The sequence below is a fragment of the Fontibacillus panacisegetis genome (assembly GCF_900102215.1).
GTDB classification, from domain to species: domain Bacteria; phylum Bacillota; class Bacilli; order Paenibacillales; family Paenibacillaceae; genus Fontibacillus; species Fontibacillus panacisegetis.
This window is the reverse complement of sequence record NZ_FNBG01000008.1, coordinates 53290-71319: the sequence shown is the minus strand read 5'-3', so window position 1 is coordinate 71319 and position 18030 is coordinate 53290. Positions and strand designations below refer to the sequence as shown.

General features: G+C 42.8%; 17 protein-coding genes, 3 tRNA genes and 1 pseudogene. 12 read left to right on the top strand and 9 right to left on the bottom strand.

Features of this window, described 5'->3' with window-relative positions; genetic code table 11:
* Nucleotides 1-26 precede the first annotated feature (26 nt).
* The 8 genes from BLS49_RS09045 to BLS49_RS09010 all read left to right on the top strand — a co-directional run bounded on the left by BLS49_RS09045 (nt 27) and on the right by BLS49_RS09010 (nt 8478).
* Nucleotides 27-335: a hypothetical protein gene (locus BLS49_RS09045; RefSeq protein WP_091228652.1), complete on the top strand. Its 309-nt coding sequence runs from the start codon at nt 27-29 to the stop codon at nt 333-335.
* A 24-nt stretch (nt 336-359) separates the two neighbouring features.
* Complete coding sequence (locus tag BLS49_RS09040; protein WP_091228649.1) at nt 360-740, top strand: hypothetical protein; 381 nt, start codon at nt 360-362, stop codon at nt 738-740.
* A 53-nt stretch (nt 741-793) separates the two neighbouring features.
* Nucleotides 794-867: transfer RNA gene (locus BLS49_RS09035), tRNA-Arg, on the top strand.
* An 835-nt stretch (nt 868-1702) separates the two neighbouring features.
* Complete coding sequence (locus BLS49_RS09030) at nt 1703-2743, top strand: LacI family DNA-binding transcriptional regulator (protein WP_091228646.1); 1041 nt, start codon at nt 1703-1705, stop codon at nt 2741-2743.
* Between the two features lie 146 nt (nt 2744-2889).
* A complete protein-coding gene (locus BLS49_RS09025) occupies nt 2890-4194 on the top strand; it encodes an ABC transporter substrate-binding protein (RefSeq protein WP_091228644.1) in 1305 nt (434 codons plus the stop codon).
* A gap of 56 nt (nt 4195-4250) precedes the next feature.
* Nucleotides 4251-5189: a carbohydrate ABC transporter permease gene (locus tag BLS49_RS09020; protein ID WP_091228641.1), complete on the top strand. Its 939-nt coding sequence runs from the start codon at nt 4251-4253 to the stop codon at nt 5187-5189.
* Entirely contained in the window at nt 5189-6028 is an 840-nt protein-coding gene (locus BLS49_RS09015; protein WP_091228639.1) for a carbohydrate ABC transporter permease, read from the top strand. The genes BLS49_RS09020 and BLS49_RS09015 overlap by 1 nt, the downstream gene beginning before the upstream one ends.
* Before the next feature lie 35 nt (nt 6029-6063).
* Nucleotides 6064-8478 carry a hypothetical protein gene (locus tag BLS49_RS09010; protein WP_091228637.1) on the top strand — a complete coding sequence of 805 codons (2415 nt, stop codon included), beginning with the start codon at nt 6064-6066 and terminating at the stop codon, nt 8476-8478.
* 67 nt (nt 8479-8545) lie between these two features.
* Here the strand turns inward: BLS49_RS09010 and BLS49_RS09005 are convergent.
* The 5 genes and pseudogenes from BLS49_RS09005 to BLS49_RS08985 form a co-directional block, all read right to left on the bottom strand.
* Nucleotides 8546-8725 (bottom strand): annotated as a pseudogene (locus tag BLS49_RS09005) (EamA family transporter); the annotation flags it as partial.
* Between the two features lie 58 nt (nt 8726-8783).
* Nucleotides 8784-8857, bottom strand: a tRNA-Gly gene (locus tag BLS49_RS09000).
* Nucleotides 8858-8926: 69 nt separating this feature from the next.
* Nucleotides 8927-9592 (bottom strand): TetR/AcrR family transcriptional regulator, encoded by a 666-nt coding sequence (locus BLS49_RS08995; RefSeq protein ID WP_091228634.1) that lies wholly within the window; start codon nt 9590-9592, stop codon nt 8927-8929.
* Between the two features lie 18 nt (nt 9593-9610).
* Nucleotides 9611-10645: an ABC transporter permease gene (locus BLS49_RS08990; RefSeq protein WP_091228631.1), complete on the bottom strand. Its 1035-nt coding sequence runs from the start codon at nt 10643-10645 to the stop codon at nt 9611-9613.
* Complete coding sequence (locus tag BLS49_RS08985) at nt 10642-11385, bottom strand: ABC transporter ATP-binding protein (protein WP_091228629.1); 744 nt, start codon at nt 11383-11385, stop codon at nt 10642-10644. Before BLS49_RS08985 ends, BLS49_RS08990 begins: the two co-directional genes overlap by 4 nt.
* Before the next feature lie 189 nt (nt 11386-11574).
* Between BLS49_RS08985 and BLS49_RS08980 the strand changes: the two genes are divergently transcribed.
* The 4 genes from BLS49_RS08980 to pstA all read left to right on the top strand — a co-directional run bounded on the left by BLS49_RS08980 (nt 11575) and on the right by pstA (nt 15801).
* Nucleotides 11575-13011 (top strand): stalk domain-containing protein, encoded by a 1437-nt coding sequence (locus BLS49_RS08980; RefSeq protein WP_091228626.1) that lies wholly within the window; start codon nt 11575-11577, stop codon nt 13009-13011.
* Between the two features lie 30 nt (nt 13012-13041).
* Entirely contained in the window at nt 13042-13905 is an 864-nt protein-coding gene (locus tag BLS49_RS08975; protein ID WP_091228623.1) for a phosphate ABC transporter substrate-binding protein, read from the top strand.
* A gap of 70 nt (nt 13906-13975) precedes the next feature.
* Complete coding sequence (gene pstC / locus BLS49_RS08970; RefSeq protein ID WP_091228877.1) at nt 13976-14923, top strand: phosphate ABC transporter permease subunit PstC; 948 nt, start codon at nt 13976-13978, stop codon at nt 14921-14923.
* Nucleotides 14920-15801: a phosphate ABC transporter permease PstA gene (gene pstA, locus BLS49_RS08965; RefSeq protein WP_091228621.1), complete on the top strand. Its 882-nt coding sequence runs from the start codon at nt 14920-14922 to the stop codon at nt 15799-15801. The genes pstC and pstA overlap by 4 nt, the downstream gene beginning before the upstream one ends.
* Nucleotides 15802-15887: 86 nt before the next feature.
* Here the strand turns inward: pstA and BLS49_RS08960 are convergent, their stop codons facing one another.
* The 4 genes from BLS49_RS08960 to BLS49_RS08945 form a co-directional block, all read right to left on the bottom strand.
* A complete protein-coding gene (locus tag BLS49_RS08960) occupies nt 15888-16364 on the bottom strand; it encodes a glutathione peroxidase (protein WP_091228617.1) in 477 nt (158 codons plus the stop codon).
* A 3-nt stretch (nt 16365-16367) separates the two neighbouring features.
* On the bottom strand, nt 16368-16949 hold the full coding sequence (locus BLS49_RS08955) for a thioredoxin family protein (protein WP_091228614.1): 582 nt from the start codon (nt 16947-16949) through the stop codon (nt 16368-16370).
* 648 nt (nt 16950-17597) lie between these two features.
* Nucleotides 17598-17807, bottom strand: a complete 210-nt coding sequence (locus tag BLS49_RS08950) for a hypothetical protein (RefSeq protein WP_091228609.1) — start codon at nt 17805-17807, stop codon at nt 17598-17600.
* Nucleotides 17808-17867: 60 nt separating this feature from the next.
* Nucleotides 17868-17941 (bottom strand) — tRNA-Arg (locus tag BLS49_RS08945).
* Nucleotides 17942-18030: the final 89 nt, after the last annotated feature.

The window sequence follows — 18030 nt, the reverse complement described above, 5'->3', positions numbered from 1 at the left end:
AGACTATTTAGTGAGGAGGATTGTGCGTGGAAAAAAGGACTTATTACGTCTCCGTTCAGGGACGTTCTCTGCTTGATAATCAGGATGAGGCTAGTTATGAATGGGTCATTCATGCCACAGAGTCAGAAGCTGACACGATAAGTCATATGTTGGAGCAAATTGGAGAGACAGAGGATAGTGAGTTTTTAGCGTTTACTTATCCTTGGCCCGACACCCCGGAGGAATGGGTAAATGCCAATTACTCCAGTCTGATGAATGATCTGTACCATGAAATTTACAGACTTGGAAGCGAAGAAACAAAGCAGCAGGTAAGAGTAATACTAGAACGTAGTTAATGTATTAAGAAGGGATGCGCCGTAATGTATTACATTAAAGATGCGAAATTTAGCAGGATTACCGAGCATGAAGGTGTTCCATGTGCTGAAATTATTGTAAGTCCGGGAGCTGCGCTTGCACCTGATTTGTACGTATATGTTGCTCGAGCAGCTGATGAAGAACAGTATGAAATCATAAAAATGCTAAAAAGCGATGCCAGTCTCGACATCGATTGGTTCGATAACAGTATGCATCAAGCATTTCATGTAATCAAAGAGGAGGAGTTTGGTGATGAAGGTTGGCCAGAACCAGCCAAGCAGCGCGAACAATTCAAATTAAATTTGCTGGCTCATCCTGATCTTTCTGTAAAGCTAAAAGCAGTACTTCCACCATATTCCAATAATCGACAAATAAAACCTCTTTGAAAAATAAAAAGGATGCGTTATAATAAATAACGCATCCTTTTTACATACTATGTGTCCCAGTAGCTCAGCTGGATAGAGCAACGGCCTTCTAAGCCGTCGGTCGGGGGTTCGAATCCCTTCTGGGACGTAAATAAAGAGGCTCTCTTATATGGAGAGTCTCTTTTACTTTGCGTCTAAGGTGTTTTAAGGTGCGAGTAACCCAGGAACCACTCCATTATATTCATATTTAGCAACAACGTGCGTTTTGACTCAAAAAGGATGCACTATCGCATGAATTCATAGTATTGATTAGGACATTCGATAATAAGATGCACTTTATACGAAAATATAGAGTATGCCACAAGTAATCGTGATTAGGCTCGTGTCGTGTTAAAAAGAAGCATCATGGGCTCCAGTTGGGCGTTTTCAGCCTGTATCAGCACTTCGGTAGCAATAAAGGAAAAAGGTTCCCCTATTCTATCAGGATTCGCTTAAGACCATAAAATAAAGTAACTTAACTCCTCTATTTTGGTGCTAAACGCTGATTTTTCGTATTTTAGGGCAATTTCAGTAAGGGTAAAGGAAAATATTTCCTTTATTTTCTTTGAAATCATCTCATTTTCGAAAATAAAGGAGGTTTTTTCCTCTATTGTGTTCGATCTAATTTGGAAATTTGGAGGTTCTTATTTTCATTCTAGGTGGTGACGCCTGAACGTCATAGTTGTTTTTGCAGCAGTTTCTAAAAAAAATCTTATTATTCGAGACTTTAGCCGATTCAGAGAAATAGAATCTTTTTGAGGTCAAACTTTTTAAGAAAACGCTTGCAATTATTGAAGACAGTATGATATAAAAGGAGTAAATCTAAACGTTTAGATTTCTGATAGCTCGACATATGTTACCCGAGAGAAATACCATTTGATTTCTAATTCAGAACAGTTTAGAGTTTAAATTTATAAAACAAGCAACACTCCGGGAGGTGGATTATGTCTAACATCAGCATTAAAGATATAGCCGCAAGGGCTAATGTATCAACAGCCACGGTCTCATATGTACTGAATGGGACACGTAACGTTCGCCCTAAAACCCGACAGCGTGTGCTTGACGTGATCGAAGAGCTCAACTATAAGCCGAATGACATCGCAAAAAGCTTAAAACGCAGACGAACCGATACGATTGGCGTAATCGCCGAAGATGTTACAGTTTTTAACACGCCTGAAATAATTGACGGAATTAATGAATACGGTGATCGGCATGATCTTCACATTATTCTTACGAACCTTCGGCTGGACAAAAGGATTGGACGGGATTTTTCTAATATGGAGAAATACAGGAAGTACGCGGTTAATGCTGTGTCCGATCTTCTAAGCAAGCAGGTTGACGGAATTATTTACATTGGAGTTCACACCCGGGATTTAACAGGTTTAATCGATGTAGAAGGCAAGCCCATTGTGTACACTTACGGCTATACACATAATGATATCGCCATTCAATACAATGATGAGAAGGCATCGTATGAGGCTATGTCTTACTTAGTTGAAAAAGGGCACCGTAAAATAGCTATAATCAGTGGACTGATGGATTCTATTCCGTCACGTCTGCGTTTGAATGGTTACTATAAAGCAGTCACTGATTACGAGCTTCCTTTCGATCCTCAATATATCAAAATGGGGGATTGGGAACGGGAATCTGGCGATCGGTTAACCAGAGAACTGCTTGAACTGCCAGACCCGCCGAGCGCGATCCTTGTGATGAACGATGTGATGGCGGTAGGAGTGCTTCGAGCGGCTAAGGAACTTGGTGTTCAAGTACCAGACAACTTATCCGTTATTGGCTTTGACAATCGGGAATTTAGCGATTACTTAACCCCAAGGATTACAACGATGGATCTTCCCCTGCACGAAATGGGCTATAAGGCAATGGAAATATTGCATGATCTGATGCAAGGCAAGCTGCGTGCGCGTCCTGAAATGCCAATATGCAGATTAATTGAGCGTGATTCAGTGTCTTCACCGCCGCATAACTGAGTAAACATTGCAAAATGGTTCTCAGTACACAATAAAATCTAAACGTTTAGATTTTTGTCCAAATGGTGACGTTTCACAAAAACCACAAGTTATCGTGGTCAAGTGAATTCACATATAAGCTGTTCATACATTAAGGAGGGGTTAATGTGAAAACAAGCAAGAACAGGAAATGGGTAGCATTATCTTTAATAGTGGCATTATGTTTAGGCCTATTGTCCGCATGTGGGGGCAAAAATGAAAGCGGTACCAATGATGGAAGCTCCTCAGAGAATGGTGGGGCAAAAAATGATGAGGTAACACTTCGTTTTATGACATGGGATTCTGGTCAGACGCTTCAGCCATATCAAAATGCAATCAACGCTTTTATGGAAAAAAACCCTAATATCAAGGTCAAAGTGGAATCCGTACCAGATAACTATGACCAAAAGCTGCTGACATCCCTAGCATCTGAAACAGCTCCTGATGTGTTTATGGCATGGAACTATCCGTTGTATGTCCCGGGAGGAGCACTTGAAGACATGCAAACTTGGGTAGATAAAGACAGCTATGAATTAGGTAAGTATTATCCGATTTTGATGGATTACATGAAATATGACGGCAAGCTGTGGGGGCTGCCAACAACATATTCGACACGCGCTATATATTACAACAAGAAGCTGTTTGACGAAGCTGGCGTACCATATCCAAAGGATGGATGGAGCTGGGATGAATTTGTTGATACCGTCCAAAAGCTCACTAAGCCAGGACAATACGGATTTATTATGACTCCGGATGATGTCATGACTATGCAGCCGTATGTGTGGAGCAACGGTGGAGACATGGTCAGCGAAGATGGCAAACAAGTTGACGGAATACTTAACAGTGCTGAAAATGTGAAGACATTTACGTTCTTGAAGCAGCTGTATGACGTATCATCCAAAATCAATTCAGCAGGCAAATTTAGTACTAACAATGGTCTTGAATCGTTCCAAACTGGACAAATCGCTATGTTTGACAATGGCATGTGGCCGCTGGGAGATATTTTGAAGGAAGGCAAGCTGGATATCGGTACGGTATCTCACCCCCTTCCTGAAGGAGGAAGCTTGAAGGGCATTATTCACACGTCCGGCTACTCTATGCCGAAATCTGGAAAGAACAAGGAAGCCGCATGGGAACTGATCAAATTTATGTCAGGTGAAGAAGGTATCAAAATTATTACGGCCAATAAATTCGCTTTTTCTCCGGTTATCTCTATCGATAAAGAAAATGGCTATGCTACAGATCCTTATCTGGAATCCTTTGCTAAAGAGCTTGAGGGTTCTGATAAGCTGATTGCCAGCATGCGCAATGAAAGATGGAGTGAGGCCGAAGATATGATTCGCGCAGGTGTGCAGGCTATCTTCTATAGTAATGCTGATATACAGAAAACGCTCGACCAAGCAGCGGTACAGGCTCAATCAGTATTAAAGTAATGGAGGAACGGGGAAGCTTAGCCGCTTCCCTTTTTCCACCAAAGAGGTGATGAAAAGTGGCAATTGCAAACTCGGATGCAGCAATGATGCGCCGCTCCGCTAGACGAAAAAGAAGACGCGAAAATGTGGCAGGTTTATTCTTTATATCTCCGTGGCTGATCGGATTTCTGTTATTAATGTTTTTCCCGCTAATGTTCTCATTGGTCATCAGCTTTTCAGAGTGGAACATGGTAGGAAGCCCGAAATTTATAGGCTTTGATAATTATGTACAAATGTTTACTGGCGATCCCTTTTACTTTAAATCCATGATCGTAACGTTCAAATATGTATTTATTATGGTACCGCTGCAGGTGATTTTTGCGATTCTGATCGCTGTACTGCTAAATCGAGCCACGTATGGAATCAGATTTTTCCGGGCGATATTTTATCTGCCGTCCCTTATTCAAGGTGTTACCTTGGCCCTGATTTTCAGCTGGATGCTAAACGATGATTTTGGTCCTGTGAATTACATGCTGGAGCTTGTTGGGCTTCCGCGAGTTCATTGGCTCACCGATCCGAACGTCGCTTTGTATGCTCTGATCTTTATTGCATTATGGGGTGTAGGCTCTCCAATGGTGCTGTATCTGTCGGCGCTGAGATCCGTGTCTTCAGAATATTATGAAGCTGCTGATATCGATGGTGCGGGTCCACTTCGAAAATTTTTAAATATTACGATTCCGCTGATTACTCCGACGATTCTGTTCAACATTTTGACGAGTCTGATCTCGGCATTCCAGACCATAGTTCTGGCGTTTGTGCTTACCGGAGGCGGCCCTGCTAACTCGACCTACTTTTACTCCCTGCACGTTTACCGCAACGCCTTTACTCATTTCAAGATGGGATACGCCTCAGCTATGGCTTGGGCAATGTTCATATTAATTGTTGTATTGACCGGACTTATTTTGAAATCGTCAAAATACTGGGTACATTATGAAGCTGACGGAGGTGGACGCTGATGCATACAATTCAACGCAATAAACGTACACAGTCCATCGTATTTATGGTTCTGATTATTCTACTTGCTGCCGCATTTTTATTTCCAATCGCATGGATGATGTCCACTGCGGTCAAAGCACCAGAGGATATTTTTACGCCAAAGCCGCAGTTGATTCCCGACTCATGGCACTTCGACAACTTTGGAGAGGCATGGAACGCACAGCCCTTTGGCCGATTTTTGCTGAACACACTTATCGTGGTGGGGGTTTCAACTCCTTTTGCAATGCTGTCAGCTACGATGGTTGCCTTTGGATTTGCCCGAATTAATTTCTGGGGGCGGAATGCTCTTTTTCTATTAGTTATCGGGACGATGGTCATTCCTTGGGATGTAACCGCAATTCCGCTATACATCGAATACAACAAGCTTGGTCTAATTAATACGCTTTGGCCAATGATTTTGCCGGGGGCTTTCGGCTCTGCTTTTTTCATTTTTTTGGCGCGGCAATTCATTATGGGGGTTCCGCGGGATCTGGATGAGGCTGCTGAGATTGATGGCTGTAATCGCTGGAGAATTTACTGGAGCATCATTTTGCCATTATGTAAACCGATCGTTGTAGTTATAGGGGTTTTCCATTTCGTATGGTGCTGGAATGAGTTTTTGACTCCGCTCATTTTTATCAATGATCAGAGCATGTACACGCTGCCGTTAGGAATAAACCTCTTCAAAAATGCATTTAACATCGAATATGAAAAGCTGATGGCTGTATCCTGCTTATCGGTTCTGTTTCCGGCTACACTGTTCTATTTTACACAAGATTTGATTCTAGGGGGCATTTCGCTCAGCGGCGTCAAAAAGTAAAAAAATACAAGCGACAAGACTGAGGGGTGGAGACTTTGAACATACTGAGCAATTCCAAGTTTGAACTTATATTTGATCAAAGAGGGGCTGTACAATCCTTCAAAATGAAGGAAGATTTAGGTGCCATGAACTGGGTGGTGGACCCCGCCTATTTACTGAAGGCAGGCTACGAGGATAGAGACAAGCTGTTTGGTGAGTGGACTGCTACGGTGGATGGACAAACGGTACGTAGTGCCGAGCTTGAACCTCAAATCAATGTAAACGGCGTAAACCGTGCTGTAATTTCTTATGATGCTAATGGTTTATCCATTGGGCTCCAATATGATCTGGAAGATAATCAACTGCGCTGGAAAGTGAAATGTGTGAATCGTACGGACAAAAAACTGACCATTAACGGACTTCATGTCTGGTTTTCCTTGGCTTACATTATGTTCCGTGACGATGATGTCATACGTAATATGGAGCAGTCGTGTGCAGTTTTTGCACATATGGGCGGAGATTATTCCAAATTTGCAGCTATGCGTCGGAGCAATAAAGCTCCGCATTTAGGAATTTATGGTACAAAAGGCAGAGCGGCGGCTTTGGGAACACTTTGCCGGTATGAGAATCGTTTTTTGGAGCAGGTATCTCCTTCGCTAGATGGGCTACTGTTCCATAGAATATCGCTGATAGAAGATGGCAGCTCCATGCCTGAATCGGCGGCTGTAGACTGGATCTATAAGGACGGATATGGCCCGGTCGAGCTTGAAGCTGTTCAAGAACTGGAATGGGAATATGTATTTGCGCCAGTTGCTGATCAAGAAGATTTCTACCAAAGAGCAAGAGAGTATGGACATCCACGCTGGTCCTATACTCCGGTTCTGACCAAAGGAGGTTCTTTTGAAGCAGAACTGGAGTTGGCAAGAGGTGACAAAATACAAGAGCTTCTACTCATTACCGCTTCACGTGATGGTGAGAGCATTAGTAAAGAATCAGTCATGGAGCACTTGATACAGGAGGAAGGTAAGCCGGAAGTATTCATATTATCACTGAAAAGAGAACAACCCGGAGAACACAAGCTGGAGCTTCATTTAGAAAGTGGACGCAAGGATGTACTCGTATGGAATGTACTTGAACCGATCGATGAAATACTGGAGAAGCGTGCGGAATGGCTATGCAGTCATAATTACGATCCTGATGGGAAAGCGGGCCGTCCACATGCTTTTATACCCTTGTCCAATCAAGGAGAATCGCTTGGCAAATTGACGTTTTTACTTATGAAAAATAAGCTGACCGGAGCGGTTGAGGAACAGGTAGAGAAAGCAGAAACCTCGGCAGTTTTGGATATGAAGCGTCATTGGTTTGAACATGGGGATTTTGCGAAGCCACGAATATTATATGGAACGTTTTACCGAATTTTTGATCTTGATTATATCGCCCATGTGTTTTATTTGCTGTCCTGCATGCCAGCCTCAATGCTAAAGCTGAATTCACCGGAGACATATTTGCAGTGGGCTGCGGAAGTGATGGTCGTTCGACTGAATCCGGATTGCCATCAGGGAGAACGGGAAAAAGATGAGACAGGTTTAAACGGGGTGTTCATTTTATATGTTCATGACCTTCTGAAAGATTTACAAGATTCGAACCTGCACGAATGGCATCGGAAGCTGCTTCATTTGTGGAACAAGTTTGGTAAGAGGATGGAACAGGAAAGTCGTCAGTACGGCGGAGCCATTACAGAGCATTTCTACGACAACGCCGGATTTGGACCAACCTGTGAAGCGCTCCTGCTTCTGGGCAAGGAGGATGAGGCGCGTGAATATGGAGAGCTGATTCTCGCCAACATTGGATTCAGCAATGATTATCGCGCACAAAATCCGGATCGTTGGTGGGAGGCTCTGTCTTATATGATTCATTCGCTGTGGGGGGGCATGGTTGCTTCTTCAGCGAGAACAGCATATGAGCATTTTGGTGATCCTCGGTATTTGGAAGCAGCTTATCGCTCAACAATGGCTATATTTAATTGCTATGATTGGAATGTTGTTTCGACACCACGCCGATTGCAGCCAGGTGAAGCCGCTTCTACGTTCAGCGTAGCAGCTCCTAATTTGAACATGCCGACTTTATCACGTAATCGTTTCGGCCAATCTGTATTCCGAAAAGCTAGCGATCCGCTATTCGCCTCTCTATTTGCCAATGTTGCTGGAGATGACTGGGATATGGGTGAAGAGCTGGTTGCTTATTTGCTCGGTTTCGGCACCACGGCTTATGTGTATAAAGATTTGAAGGGCCGTTTGTATTGTGTAAATGGATACCTGACTCAGGACGGCGATAGTTGGATCATTACCAGCTATGCTGCTTATCCGCAGCGTTTTGTGATGCTGGATGAGAAGCTGGAGCTTCGGGCGAACCAAGGCGAGTCGTTAAGACAAGCGCGCTTAGCGAATGGGGAACTGACTCGTATCATGTAATCAATGAATAACCCCCGTACATCCGTAGTTATCGGATAACGGGGGTTATTTTTCGGCGGGTATATTATTATTTCACTGCTACCAACAACGCACCTACCGCAATCAGCACTACTCCAGCTGCATTAATCCAGGAAATTCGTTCACCGAGGAAAATGAATGCCAGAATAACGGCGATGACCACACTTAGCTTATCGATTGGACCGACTTGCGATACTTTACCGTACTTAAGAGCAAGAAAATAAAACAAGCACCTTATATGTAAAAGAAAAACCCTTTGTTATCCAAAGGGTTTGATGATCTCATGATGGAGCGGGTGAAGGGAATCGAACCCTCGCCTCAAGCTTGGGAAGCTGGCATTCTACCATTGAACTACACCCGCAATAAATTCGACCAATACATTATAGCATACCTATTGCAGAAATCCAACGAATGTGAGCTACCATGATAGCTATTTGGTGGATAGACCATCCAGGATGAACTGAATCGTATCCCGAATTTCTTTTTCTTCATCCCATGGTTGATCTGGAAGAAGAATGAAGTGGGTAGCAAATAGACCGATAAAAGACGAGGCAAGGAAACGAACCAAAGTCGGTGTAGGCATATCAATGACTTCACCCTTGCTCTTAAAATATTCAATGATTTCAGAGATCTTTTGAAAAATTTTCATGCCTACCTGCCGTTTAAATGCATCTTTAAGGTCCGGCTGAAACGGGATTTCCTGCAGCAAGATTTTAATGATTTTTAGATGCTTGCGAGTAAAGTTTAATCGGTTGACGGCTATTTCGTATAGGAATTCTTCAAGAGAGGTATATTCTTTTTCCAGAACATCCTTAAAGTCATTCCATACAAATGGAGCGATCAGCTTGCTCATCATTGGGGCAACAATAGAAATAAGCAAATCCTTTTTAGTTTTGTAATGACGGAAAATAGTGCCTTCTGCTACGCCAGCCCTTTGGGCGATTTCACTGGTGGAAGAACCGGCAAATCCCTTTTCAGCAAAAATTTCAACAGCGGCTTGAATGATCTTGAACTGTTTCTCTGTCATTTTACTATCCGGATCGTCGAGCTTTGCTAATTCCCGAATCCATTGTTCCATAGGCTCCTGTTGCGACATGGCTAATCCTCCTGCAAGTTATATTTTACGATGCTTCCGAAGTGCTGCAATGTTGAGAAGCATAAATAATACAGTGAAGCCGATAAGAATACATACATTAATTGAGATGGCGTCCCAGCCTTTTCCGCGAATCATAATGTCACTTAATGCTTCGGTTCCATAGGTGAGTGGCATGATCACTTTGAACTTCTGCAGCCATTCAGGAAGAGTATCTAAAGGAAATAGTCCAGAAAGGAATAATTGCGGCACGATAATTAAAGGAATGAACTGGATCATTTGGAGCTCATTGTTGGCGTATGCTGACAGCAGTGTGCCAAGTGTTAGCGCAGTTATCGACATAAGCAGAGTAATCAGAATAACATAGGCGAACGACCCGGTCATCATAATTCCAAGCACTTTGATACAGAACCAGGAGATCAGAAGCGCTTGAATTACTGTGAAAATACCAAATCCACCCACGTAACCTACTACAAGCTCCCATCGTTTTAATGGTGTAGATAAGAGCCGTTCCAATGTTCCTGTTGTCCGCTCTCGCAAAAATGATACTCCGGCAATAAGAAAGACGAAGAAAAAAATAAAAAATCCGATGAGAATTGGACCCAATTGGTCAATGCTGCTCATATTTTCTGAACCGTGCCAATAGGTAACGTTCATACTTGGCGTACTGGATGCAGGTCGTAGCTTTTCTCCAGATTTTTGTATCAACATTTGCACGGCTTTGTTAACTGCTGGTTCACTACCCTCGAGCTTAATCTGCAGCTGGCCTGTGTCGGTCTCAGTACTTATTATAGCGTCAATGCTGCGCTCATCCAATCCTAGCTCAGCTTCGTCCAGATTAGCATACTCGATAATCCGTGCTCCTTCTTTCTCCATTTCTTGAGTCAAGGCGATAGGAGCATCTACTACGCCAAGGTTCGGTTTATAATCGCTTCCGTTAAATACAAAGTTCATTAAAGTCAGTACAAATATTGGAGCTATAAAAATGAGTGCCAGAGTTCTTTTGTCGCGACGAAACTGTCTTAATATACGAAGGATAATAGCCCACACTCTCATGATTGCTCACCTCCATAATAGATGAAAGCTTCCTCAATAGAGCTTTGCCCAGCTTCTTCAATGAGAGACTGCGGAGTGTTAACGGCGAGTAAACGTCCGTCACGAATCATGCCAAGACGATCGCATTTACTGGCTTCATCCATGACATGTGTCGTTAAAAGAATTGTTGTTCCTTTGGCGTTTAACGCTTTAAGCTCATTCCAGATAGATTGCCGGAGCAATGGATCGATACCAACGGTCGGCTCATCAAGAATGAGGAGAGGTGGATCATGCAGCAAAGCGATAGCGAGCGACAGACGTCGTTTCATTCCTCCTGAATATTGGTCCACTCTTTTGTTCAAATCATTATGAAGTGAGACAAGCTCCATGACTTCTAAAATACGAGCAGAGCGGCGAGCTCCCTTTAAACCGTATAATGCGGCGAATAGCTCCAGATTCTCCTGTGCGCTCAGTTCGGTATACAAGGCGTCTGATTGCGCCATATACCCGATTTGCTGAAAAACTGAAAGCTTGGGCATTACGTTGCCAAGTACTGTAATCTCTCCTGAGGAAACCTCATCAATCCCGGTCAGAAGCTTTACAAGTGTAGTTTTTCCCGACCCGGAAGGACCGAGCAGGCCGAAAGTTTCGGCTTTATGCACCGTAAGGCTAATATCGGTCAAAACAGTTTTATTGCTAAAAGCTTTACCAACGTGGTTGGCGACAATAACAGGATCGGGATTTAAAGGGATAGGACTCATTATAAAATCTCCTTTACATAAAATGAGTGAGTACTCACTTTTAATTATATAGAATGATTTATAAAAGTAAAGGAGAACGGAAATCTTTTCTAAATATTTTACAAACTATTACAAATCACGAGAATTGAATTAACAAATTTATATGACAATCTACTCATAGCTATTTATTCAATGAAAAGGGTGAAATGAATGAAGAAGAACAAAATGGTTGGGATCTTCCTTGCATCTGCACTAGTGACTTCTGCTGTTGCTGTAGGAAGTGCGAGTGCTGCTGCAGATCAGACAAATAAAGTGTCTGTAAGCAATGCAATAGCAAGTCAATTGAAGGTTGTAAATGGAAGCCTGACGATTGATGGAAGCACAGTTTCTATTAGAACTGTTCTAGTAGGTAAAACTACATTGTATTCGTTAAGAGATTTGGCAGATGCGCTTGGTGCTGCTGTTAAACCAAATAATGGCGGGAAAATTGCAGTGCAAGACGGGCATGGGCAACACATTCTTAATCTTCAAACGGGTTCCACAAATTATCAGCTTGATGGTGGTTCTGCTTCATTTATTACAGCTCCGCAAAATGTGAATAATGCTATTTATGTTGAACTGGCATCCGTAGTTGAAGCTCTTGGAGGGGAATTTTTATCAAAGAGTGGTGAATTAAAAAGCCAAAGTCGTCTTTCAGGCGAATTTGCTAATCCTTTCTTCGATGCAAGTGGAAATGTAGTAGTTAGCAAAGAAGATGGGGAAATTCCACAATTGGTTAAGCTCCATACATCGGCAAGTGGAGACTATGAAAGTTTCTCATCTAATGAAAATGCAGTTAGCTCTGTTCTTTCACCAGATCGTACAAAGGCAGCCTTTACAAATGATAAAGGTGAGCTATTCATTCTGAATACGTCAAATGGCTATATTAGCAAGCTTGGATCAGATACTACGGTAAAAACGGACTTGGCATGGACTCAAGACGGTAAAAAAATCTACTTTATCCAAGGCGACAAACAAGAGAAGATCGCATACATAGACGTAGAAACCGGGAAAGTAACAGGAGTGCTTGCTGATAAGGTCGAGAATAAATCCGAAGTTCAAGTGTCAGCAGATCAAAGTAAAATAGTTTATTTCGTAAATGTAACGGGAACAGCAGAAACGGATAAAGCGGGAACTGAGGAGTCTTTGAAAATCGACTACTCTAAAGCTGGAACACAGTTGTTTTCACTTGATATTACTAAAAAGGATGCTAAGCCAGCTCAATTAACCAACAAACTTGATAACAAGCTTTTCTTATCGCTATTAAGCAGTGGTGAGATTGTTTATGTGAGTGCCGATCCAGATGGCGTCATTGAAAATAGTGTACTGAAGGTCATTTCTACTGATGGCACTAAGCTGTCGGATCTGGCAGCCGATATTGATGTAATTTCTGCTAAGCAGGTATCCGGCAAGCTGATCGTTCTGGCAGAAGTTAATGGCAACAGCAAAATTTATGAAGTTACATCCACCGGAGCTAAGACAGAGTTATATAGTACAGAGCAAAGCGTTAGTGAATTTGCCGTTTCTTCTACCGGAAGCATCGTCCTGATTGAAGAGGGAAAAGTTGTCCTGGTACAAGGTGGAGTAAACACAGAACTTACAAAATAATAATGAGGATTGAAGGGAGTTATAAATTTAATGAATAAATTTTTTAAAAAACTATCACTTATTACGCTTGCATCGGCATTTGTATTAACGTCAGCGATCGCAGGACCTGCAATGGCAAAAGACGATTTGAAGGGGAAAATTACAGTTAACGGTTCTACGGCATTGCTGCCGCTTACGCTTCAAGCTTCGAAAGAATTCCAAAAGCTGCATCCAAAGGTAAAGATCGCGGCTTCCGGTAAAGGCTCAGTTACTGGTCCACAAGCAGTCAAAAAAGGGATCGCTGATATCGGTGCATGCGACTGGGATGCAAGCGTTGATGTACCTGGATTTAAAGCTTTTTCCGGTCAAGTAGCTAACAAGGTAGCAGTAATTCCATTTGCTACTATCGTAAATAAAAGTGTTAAAGTGGATGACTTGTCGACAGAACAGTTAAAAGGAATTTACTCCGGTAAAATTACGAACTGGAAAGATGTTGGCGGTGAAGATAAAGATATCGTAGTTATTACCCGTTCATTTGGTTCTGGTACACGTGTTAACTACCAATCAAAAGCTCTTGGCGGCGGTGACATCGTTAAGAAAGAAAAGAACTACAAGGAGGTTGGCTCCAGCGGCGATATGAAGACAGCTGTAGCTACAACTCCTAACTCCATTGGCTACATCGATTTGACCTACATCAGCGGCAGTGACATCAAAGCAGTAAAGCATGACGGAGTAGCCGCAACGACAGAAAACGTAATTAGCGGTAAATATAAAATTTGGTCCTATGGGTACTACATGACTAAGGGTGAACCAACTGGTGCAACGAAAGCTTTCATTGAATATGTACAAAGCAAAAAGTTCCAGGAGGGTTCCCTTAAAAAGTTGAAATTTATCCCGATTTCAGCGATGAAATAGTAAAAGTCGTTAACCGGCCAGCCCTATATTTTCAGGGCTGGCTGCTGTATAGGAGGAAGCAAAAGTGAGCATGTCAGTCCAAAAAGCACTTTCACAGGAGGAGTTAGGGCCAAAATTTAAGGTTGGTGGAAAATTCACCAAGCGGCAAGCCCGGGCCAACTTCATGAATGGGCTGTTTAAAAACTATTTTTTGCTCAGCATTTTAATGCTGTGCTTTGTCCTTGCGATGGTTATCTTTTTTATTGGCAGAACTGCAATTCTCACTTTTAAGGAAGTTTCAATCGCTGAATTTTTCTTTTCCCTGAACTGGACTCCAGAGGAAGGGTATTTCGGAGCAGCTTTATTTATTATAAATACATTGTTTCTTACTGCATTGACATTAATTATTGCGGTGCCCATCTCTGTAGGAATGGCCATTCTAATTGCAGAAATAGCACCGAAGTGGATGAGAAATTTCATTCGCCCCGTCCTTGATCTGCTCGTAGGAATACCTTCGATCGTATACGGGTATTTAGGGCTCACCATTCTACTTCCGATCCTTAGGGAAGCAAGTGGAGAAGGATTGGGTGACGGTATATTGGCTGCTGCGCTAGTGCTTACGATCATGATTCTTCCGACGATTAGCCGTATAAGTGATGATGCTATTACAGCTGTCCCTACAAAATATCGCGAAGCCGCTTATGCCCTTGGATCGACTAGATTACAAGTTATTTTTAAAGTGGTCCTTCCAGCGGCAAGTCGGGGGATTATTGCATCGATAATTTTAGGTATGACAAGAGCAATCGGGGAAACGATGGCTGTTGTTATGGTTATTGGAAATACGGCTCAGCTGGCAAAATCCTTATTCTCCCCTGCATCCGTGTTGACGAGCAACATCGTCATGCAGATTTCAAATGTTGAATTCGACTCAACCTGGAATCATGCGCTCCATATGATGGCATTTTTGCTGCTCATTATTTCATTTATTCTGATTCTGTTCATTCGTTATTTGGGCAGAAAAGGAGGTAATGAAGCATGAATAGCTTTGCCAGAACGCAAAAAAACGCGCGCGCCTTGTTCATGGACCGTTTTGCAACGGGATGTTTTTATGGTCTTGGTGCATTGATTCTTTTATTTATAGCATGGCTTCTGGTTACCATTTTGAGCAAGGGACTCTTTGATATTACACCGGAGTTTCTGATTAAATTGCCGGAAGAGATTGCTGCTGGTGGCGGTATCGGGCCGATGCTGTTTAATTCCTTCTATATATTAATCCTGTCTCTGCTGATTTCGGTCCCGATCGGACTTGGTGCAGGCATTTACATGGCTGAGTATGCACCAAAGAATAAATTTACCGAGATGCTTCGGATTTGTGTAGAGTCGCTCTCATCGGTTCCATCGATTGTGTTCGGAATGTTGGGCCTGGCCATTTTTGCTGAATATTTTGGTGTTGGCCTAACGATTCTTGGTGGTGCAGTCAGCTTGGCTTTCCTTAATTTGCCCATGCTTGCAAGAGTTACGGAAGAGGCTGTACGCGCTGTTCCGAACGATTTGCGCAACGCTGCATATGCGCTCGGCACTACGAAGTATCAGACGATAAAAACGATCGTTATTCCTGTAGCTATGGAAGCGATCATTACAGGTATTTGCTTGGTGGCTGGACGTGCTTTTGGTGAATCCGCGGTTATTATCTTGACGGCTGGATTAAGTACTTCAGGAGAAATGTGGGATTTTAATCTCTTCTCGCCTGGTGAGACGTTAGCTGTTCATTTGTGGTATGTACAATCCGAAGCGATCGTGGAGGATGCCCGCCAAATTGCGGATAAATCAGCAGCCGTGCTTGTGTTCGTTGTGCTTTTGATTAATTTCGTGTTCCGGGTGCCTTTATGGTTTAACAAACGAAATGTTAGAAAATAGAGAGCTTCTAACAATAAATAACCTTCAACAAACCACGGAACAAGTGGGGTTGAAGGTTGTTTGTGTTGGCTTGAATTTAGTTAATTTTATAGAAGCTGTTTGATCTCTTCCTCTAATTCGGCAGGTTCCGTACGTGCGCTGAATTGCTTCACGATGTTTCCATCACGATCAATTAGGAATTTCACGAAATTCCATTCAATGTCGCCTGTCTTGTAGGGAGCTGGAGTGTTTTCCACAAGGTATTGGTAAAGGGGGTGCGCGTGCTCGCCTTTAACATCTATTTTGCTGAACATAGGAAAGGTAACCTGATAGTTTAATTCACAAAAGCTCTGAATTTCCTCATCAGTACCTGGTTCCTGTCCTGCAAATTGATTGCATGGAAAGCCCATAACAACCAGACCTTGCTCCTGATAGCTAATGTACAGCTGTTGAAGTCCCTTATAATGCGGCGTCAGCCCGCACGCACTCGCGGTATTAACGATGAGTAGGACATTGCCTTTATAGAGGTCAAGTGAGGTTTCTTTGCCATCAATGGTAGTTACCTTGATATCGTAAATGTTCATCTCTTACACCAAATCACAGGCATCAGCTGGCATCCAGTGGGCATCCTGTCCCTCCCATTTAACGTTGCAACCGATCGGATTTGTTGCTGGAGTCGAAATCGGTTGATTTGAAGTGAGCTCCTCTAGCGTTCTGTCAAGGTCGTTTATAGTCATTTTGGACGTATCACGAGGGCTGTCTACACCTCTGCCTGTGTACACAAGCTTGCGTCCACTATCAAAAACATAAAAATGCGGAGTACGGAGAGCACCATAAGTTTTTGCAATCTCTTGATCCTCATCTCTAAGGTATACCCATGGGAAATTATGCTCTTCCATCCGTTTCACCATATGCTCAAAGGAATCATCTGCATTCGTGTTCTCACTGTTTGAATTGATAGCTACAAAAGCCACACCACGATCATGATATTTCTCTGCTGTTTGTCGTGTAACTTCGTCTGATCCAATGACATACGGGCAGTGATTGCAAGTGAAAAATACAACTAGATAAGGCTTGTTGGAAAAATGATCGAGCGAATATGAAGCGCCATCAGTTGCAGGTAAACGAAAATCAGGAGCCTTAGCCCCAAGAGCCAAAGTAAAACTCATCTCATCAAACCTCCCTCAGTTTAATAGTCATAATCAGATCAACGTTATTGTACTCTATTTTATGAAGAAATCTCAATTTTGTAGTATTTTATAGTAGAATTTGCTCGTTCGTGATGCGAGAAAGCAGCATTTTTGATATGGATATCGATCAGTCGGTCGGAATTAGTTGACGGAAAGGGATGATCTTATTTAGCAAAATAGAGATAAATCAGCTGAAATATTAATTAATGAGGCCTCCTGTGTCCGGAAAATTGGGTATATTTCGCGTACTCGCGCTACCAGTGCGAGACTCCGTTCAGTCCACCGGCAAACCGTGGTGACTCACTCCGACGAACCCCATGGGATTCTCATCCACTGACGTAATGTAAAAAGAGGCCGTTTACTAAGTAAATTTTGAGGGCGCTTCTTTTTCAGCGGTGGAGATGCAAGATATCAGGGCGTGCAAAAATGCAGTTTTTTTCAAAGTAGCCATAAAAGGATGAACAAAAGCCTGCAAAAATGCAGGAAAATTGTTCAGAATAGACTTGCTTGAAGAGAATTCTTAGAGAAAGCCTGCGCATTTGCAGCAATTTAGGGCATTTAGAGGATTTACATAAACAAAGCCTGCACATTTGCAGGAATCTACAGGAATTCCGCATCACGACACTGTTACCATGAGATATGAGATACGATCATAGCAAGTGGCAGGATCAAGCGGTGCAGGGATCGTCTTCCTTGCACCGCTATTTCTAGGTTTGACAGTAAACTTACTTTTGGGACAGCCCCCTGATCGTCCCAGTCGCGTACTCGTGCTACCAGTGCGAGACTCCGTTCAGTCCACCCGCAAACCGCGGTGACCTTCACTCCGACGAACCCCATGGGGTTCTCATCCCTGACGTAAAGTAAAAAGGCCCTCCAAAAGGAGAGCCTCTTACTTTACGTCCCAGGAGGGATTCGAACCCCCGACCGACGGCTTAGAAGGCCGTTGCTCTATCCAGCTGAGCTACTGGGACATATGATATTAAATAAAACGCAAGCAAAAAATAGTTTACCACAGGAAATGAAGATATGCAATATCTTCTAATAGTTTAATCCAACACGG

Coding starts and splice junctions, on each gene's coding strand:
- BLS49_RS09040 (WP_091228649.1), top strand. CDS start 360: ATGTATTACATTAAAGATGCGAAATTTAGCAGGATTACCGAGCATGAA.
- BLS49_RS09030 (WP_091228646.1), top strand. CDS start 1,703: ATGTCTAACATCAGCATTAAAGATATAGCCGCAAGGGCTAATGTATCA.
- BLS49_RS09015 (WP_091228639.1), top strand. CDS start 5,189: ATGCATACAATTCAACGCAATAAACGTACACAGTCCATCGTATTTATG.
- BLS49_RS08995 (WP_091228634.1), bottom strand. CDS start 9,592: ATGTCGCAACAGGAGCCTATGGAACAATGGATTCGGGAATTAGCAAAG.
- BLS49_RS08990 (WP_091228631.1), bottom strand. CDS start 10,645: ATGAGAGTGTGGGCTATTATCCTTCGTATATTAAGACAGTTTCGTCGC.
- BLS49_RS08985 (WP_091228629.1), bottom strand. CDS start 11,385: ATGAGTCCTATCCCTTTAAATCCCGATCCTGTTATTGTCGCCAACCAC.
- BLS49_RS08980 (WP_091228626.1), top strand. CDS start 11,575: ATGAAGAAGAACAAAATGGTTGGGATCTTCCTTGCATCTGCACTAGTG.
- BLS49_RS08975 (WP_091228623.1), top strand. CDS start 13,042: ATGAATAAATTTTTTAAAAAACTATCACTTATTACGCTTGCATCGGCA.
- pstC (WP_091228877.1), top strand. CDS start 13,976: ATGTCAGTCCAAAAAGCACTTTCACAGGAGGAGTTAGGGCCAAAATTT.
- pstA (WP_091228621.1), top strand. CDS start 14,920: ATGAATAGCTTTGCCAGAACGCAAAAAAACGCGCGCGCCTTGTTCATG.
- BLS49_RS08960 (WP_091228617.1), bottom strand. CDS start 16,364: ATGAACATTTACGATATCAAGGTAACTACCATTGATGGCAAAGAAACC.
- BLS49_RS08955 (WP_091228614.1), bottom strand. CDS start 16,949: ATGAGTTTTACTTTGGCTCTTGGGGCTAAGGCTCCTGATTTTCGTTTA.
- BLS49_RS08950 (WP_091228609.1), bottom strand. CDS start 17,807: ATGGGGTTCGTCGGAGTGAAGGTCACCGCGGTTTGCGGGTGGACTGAA.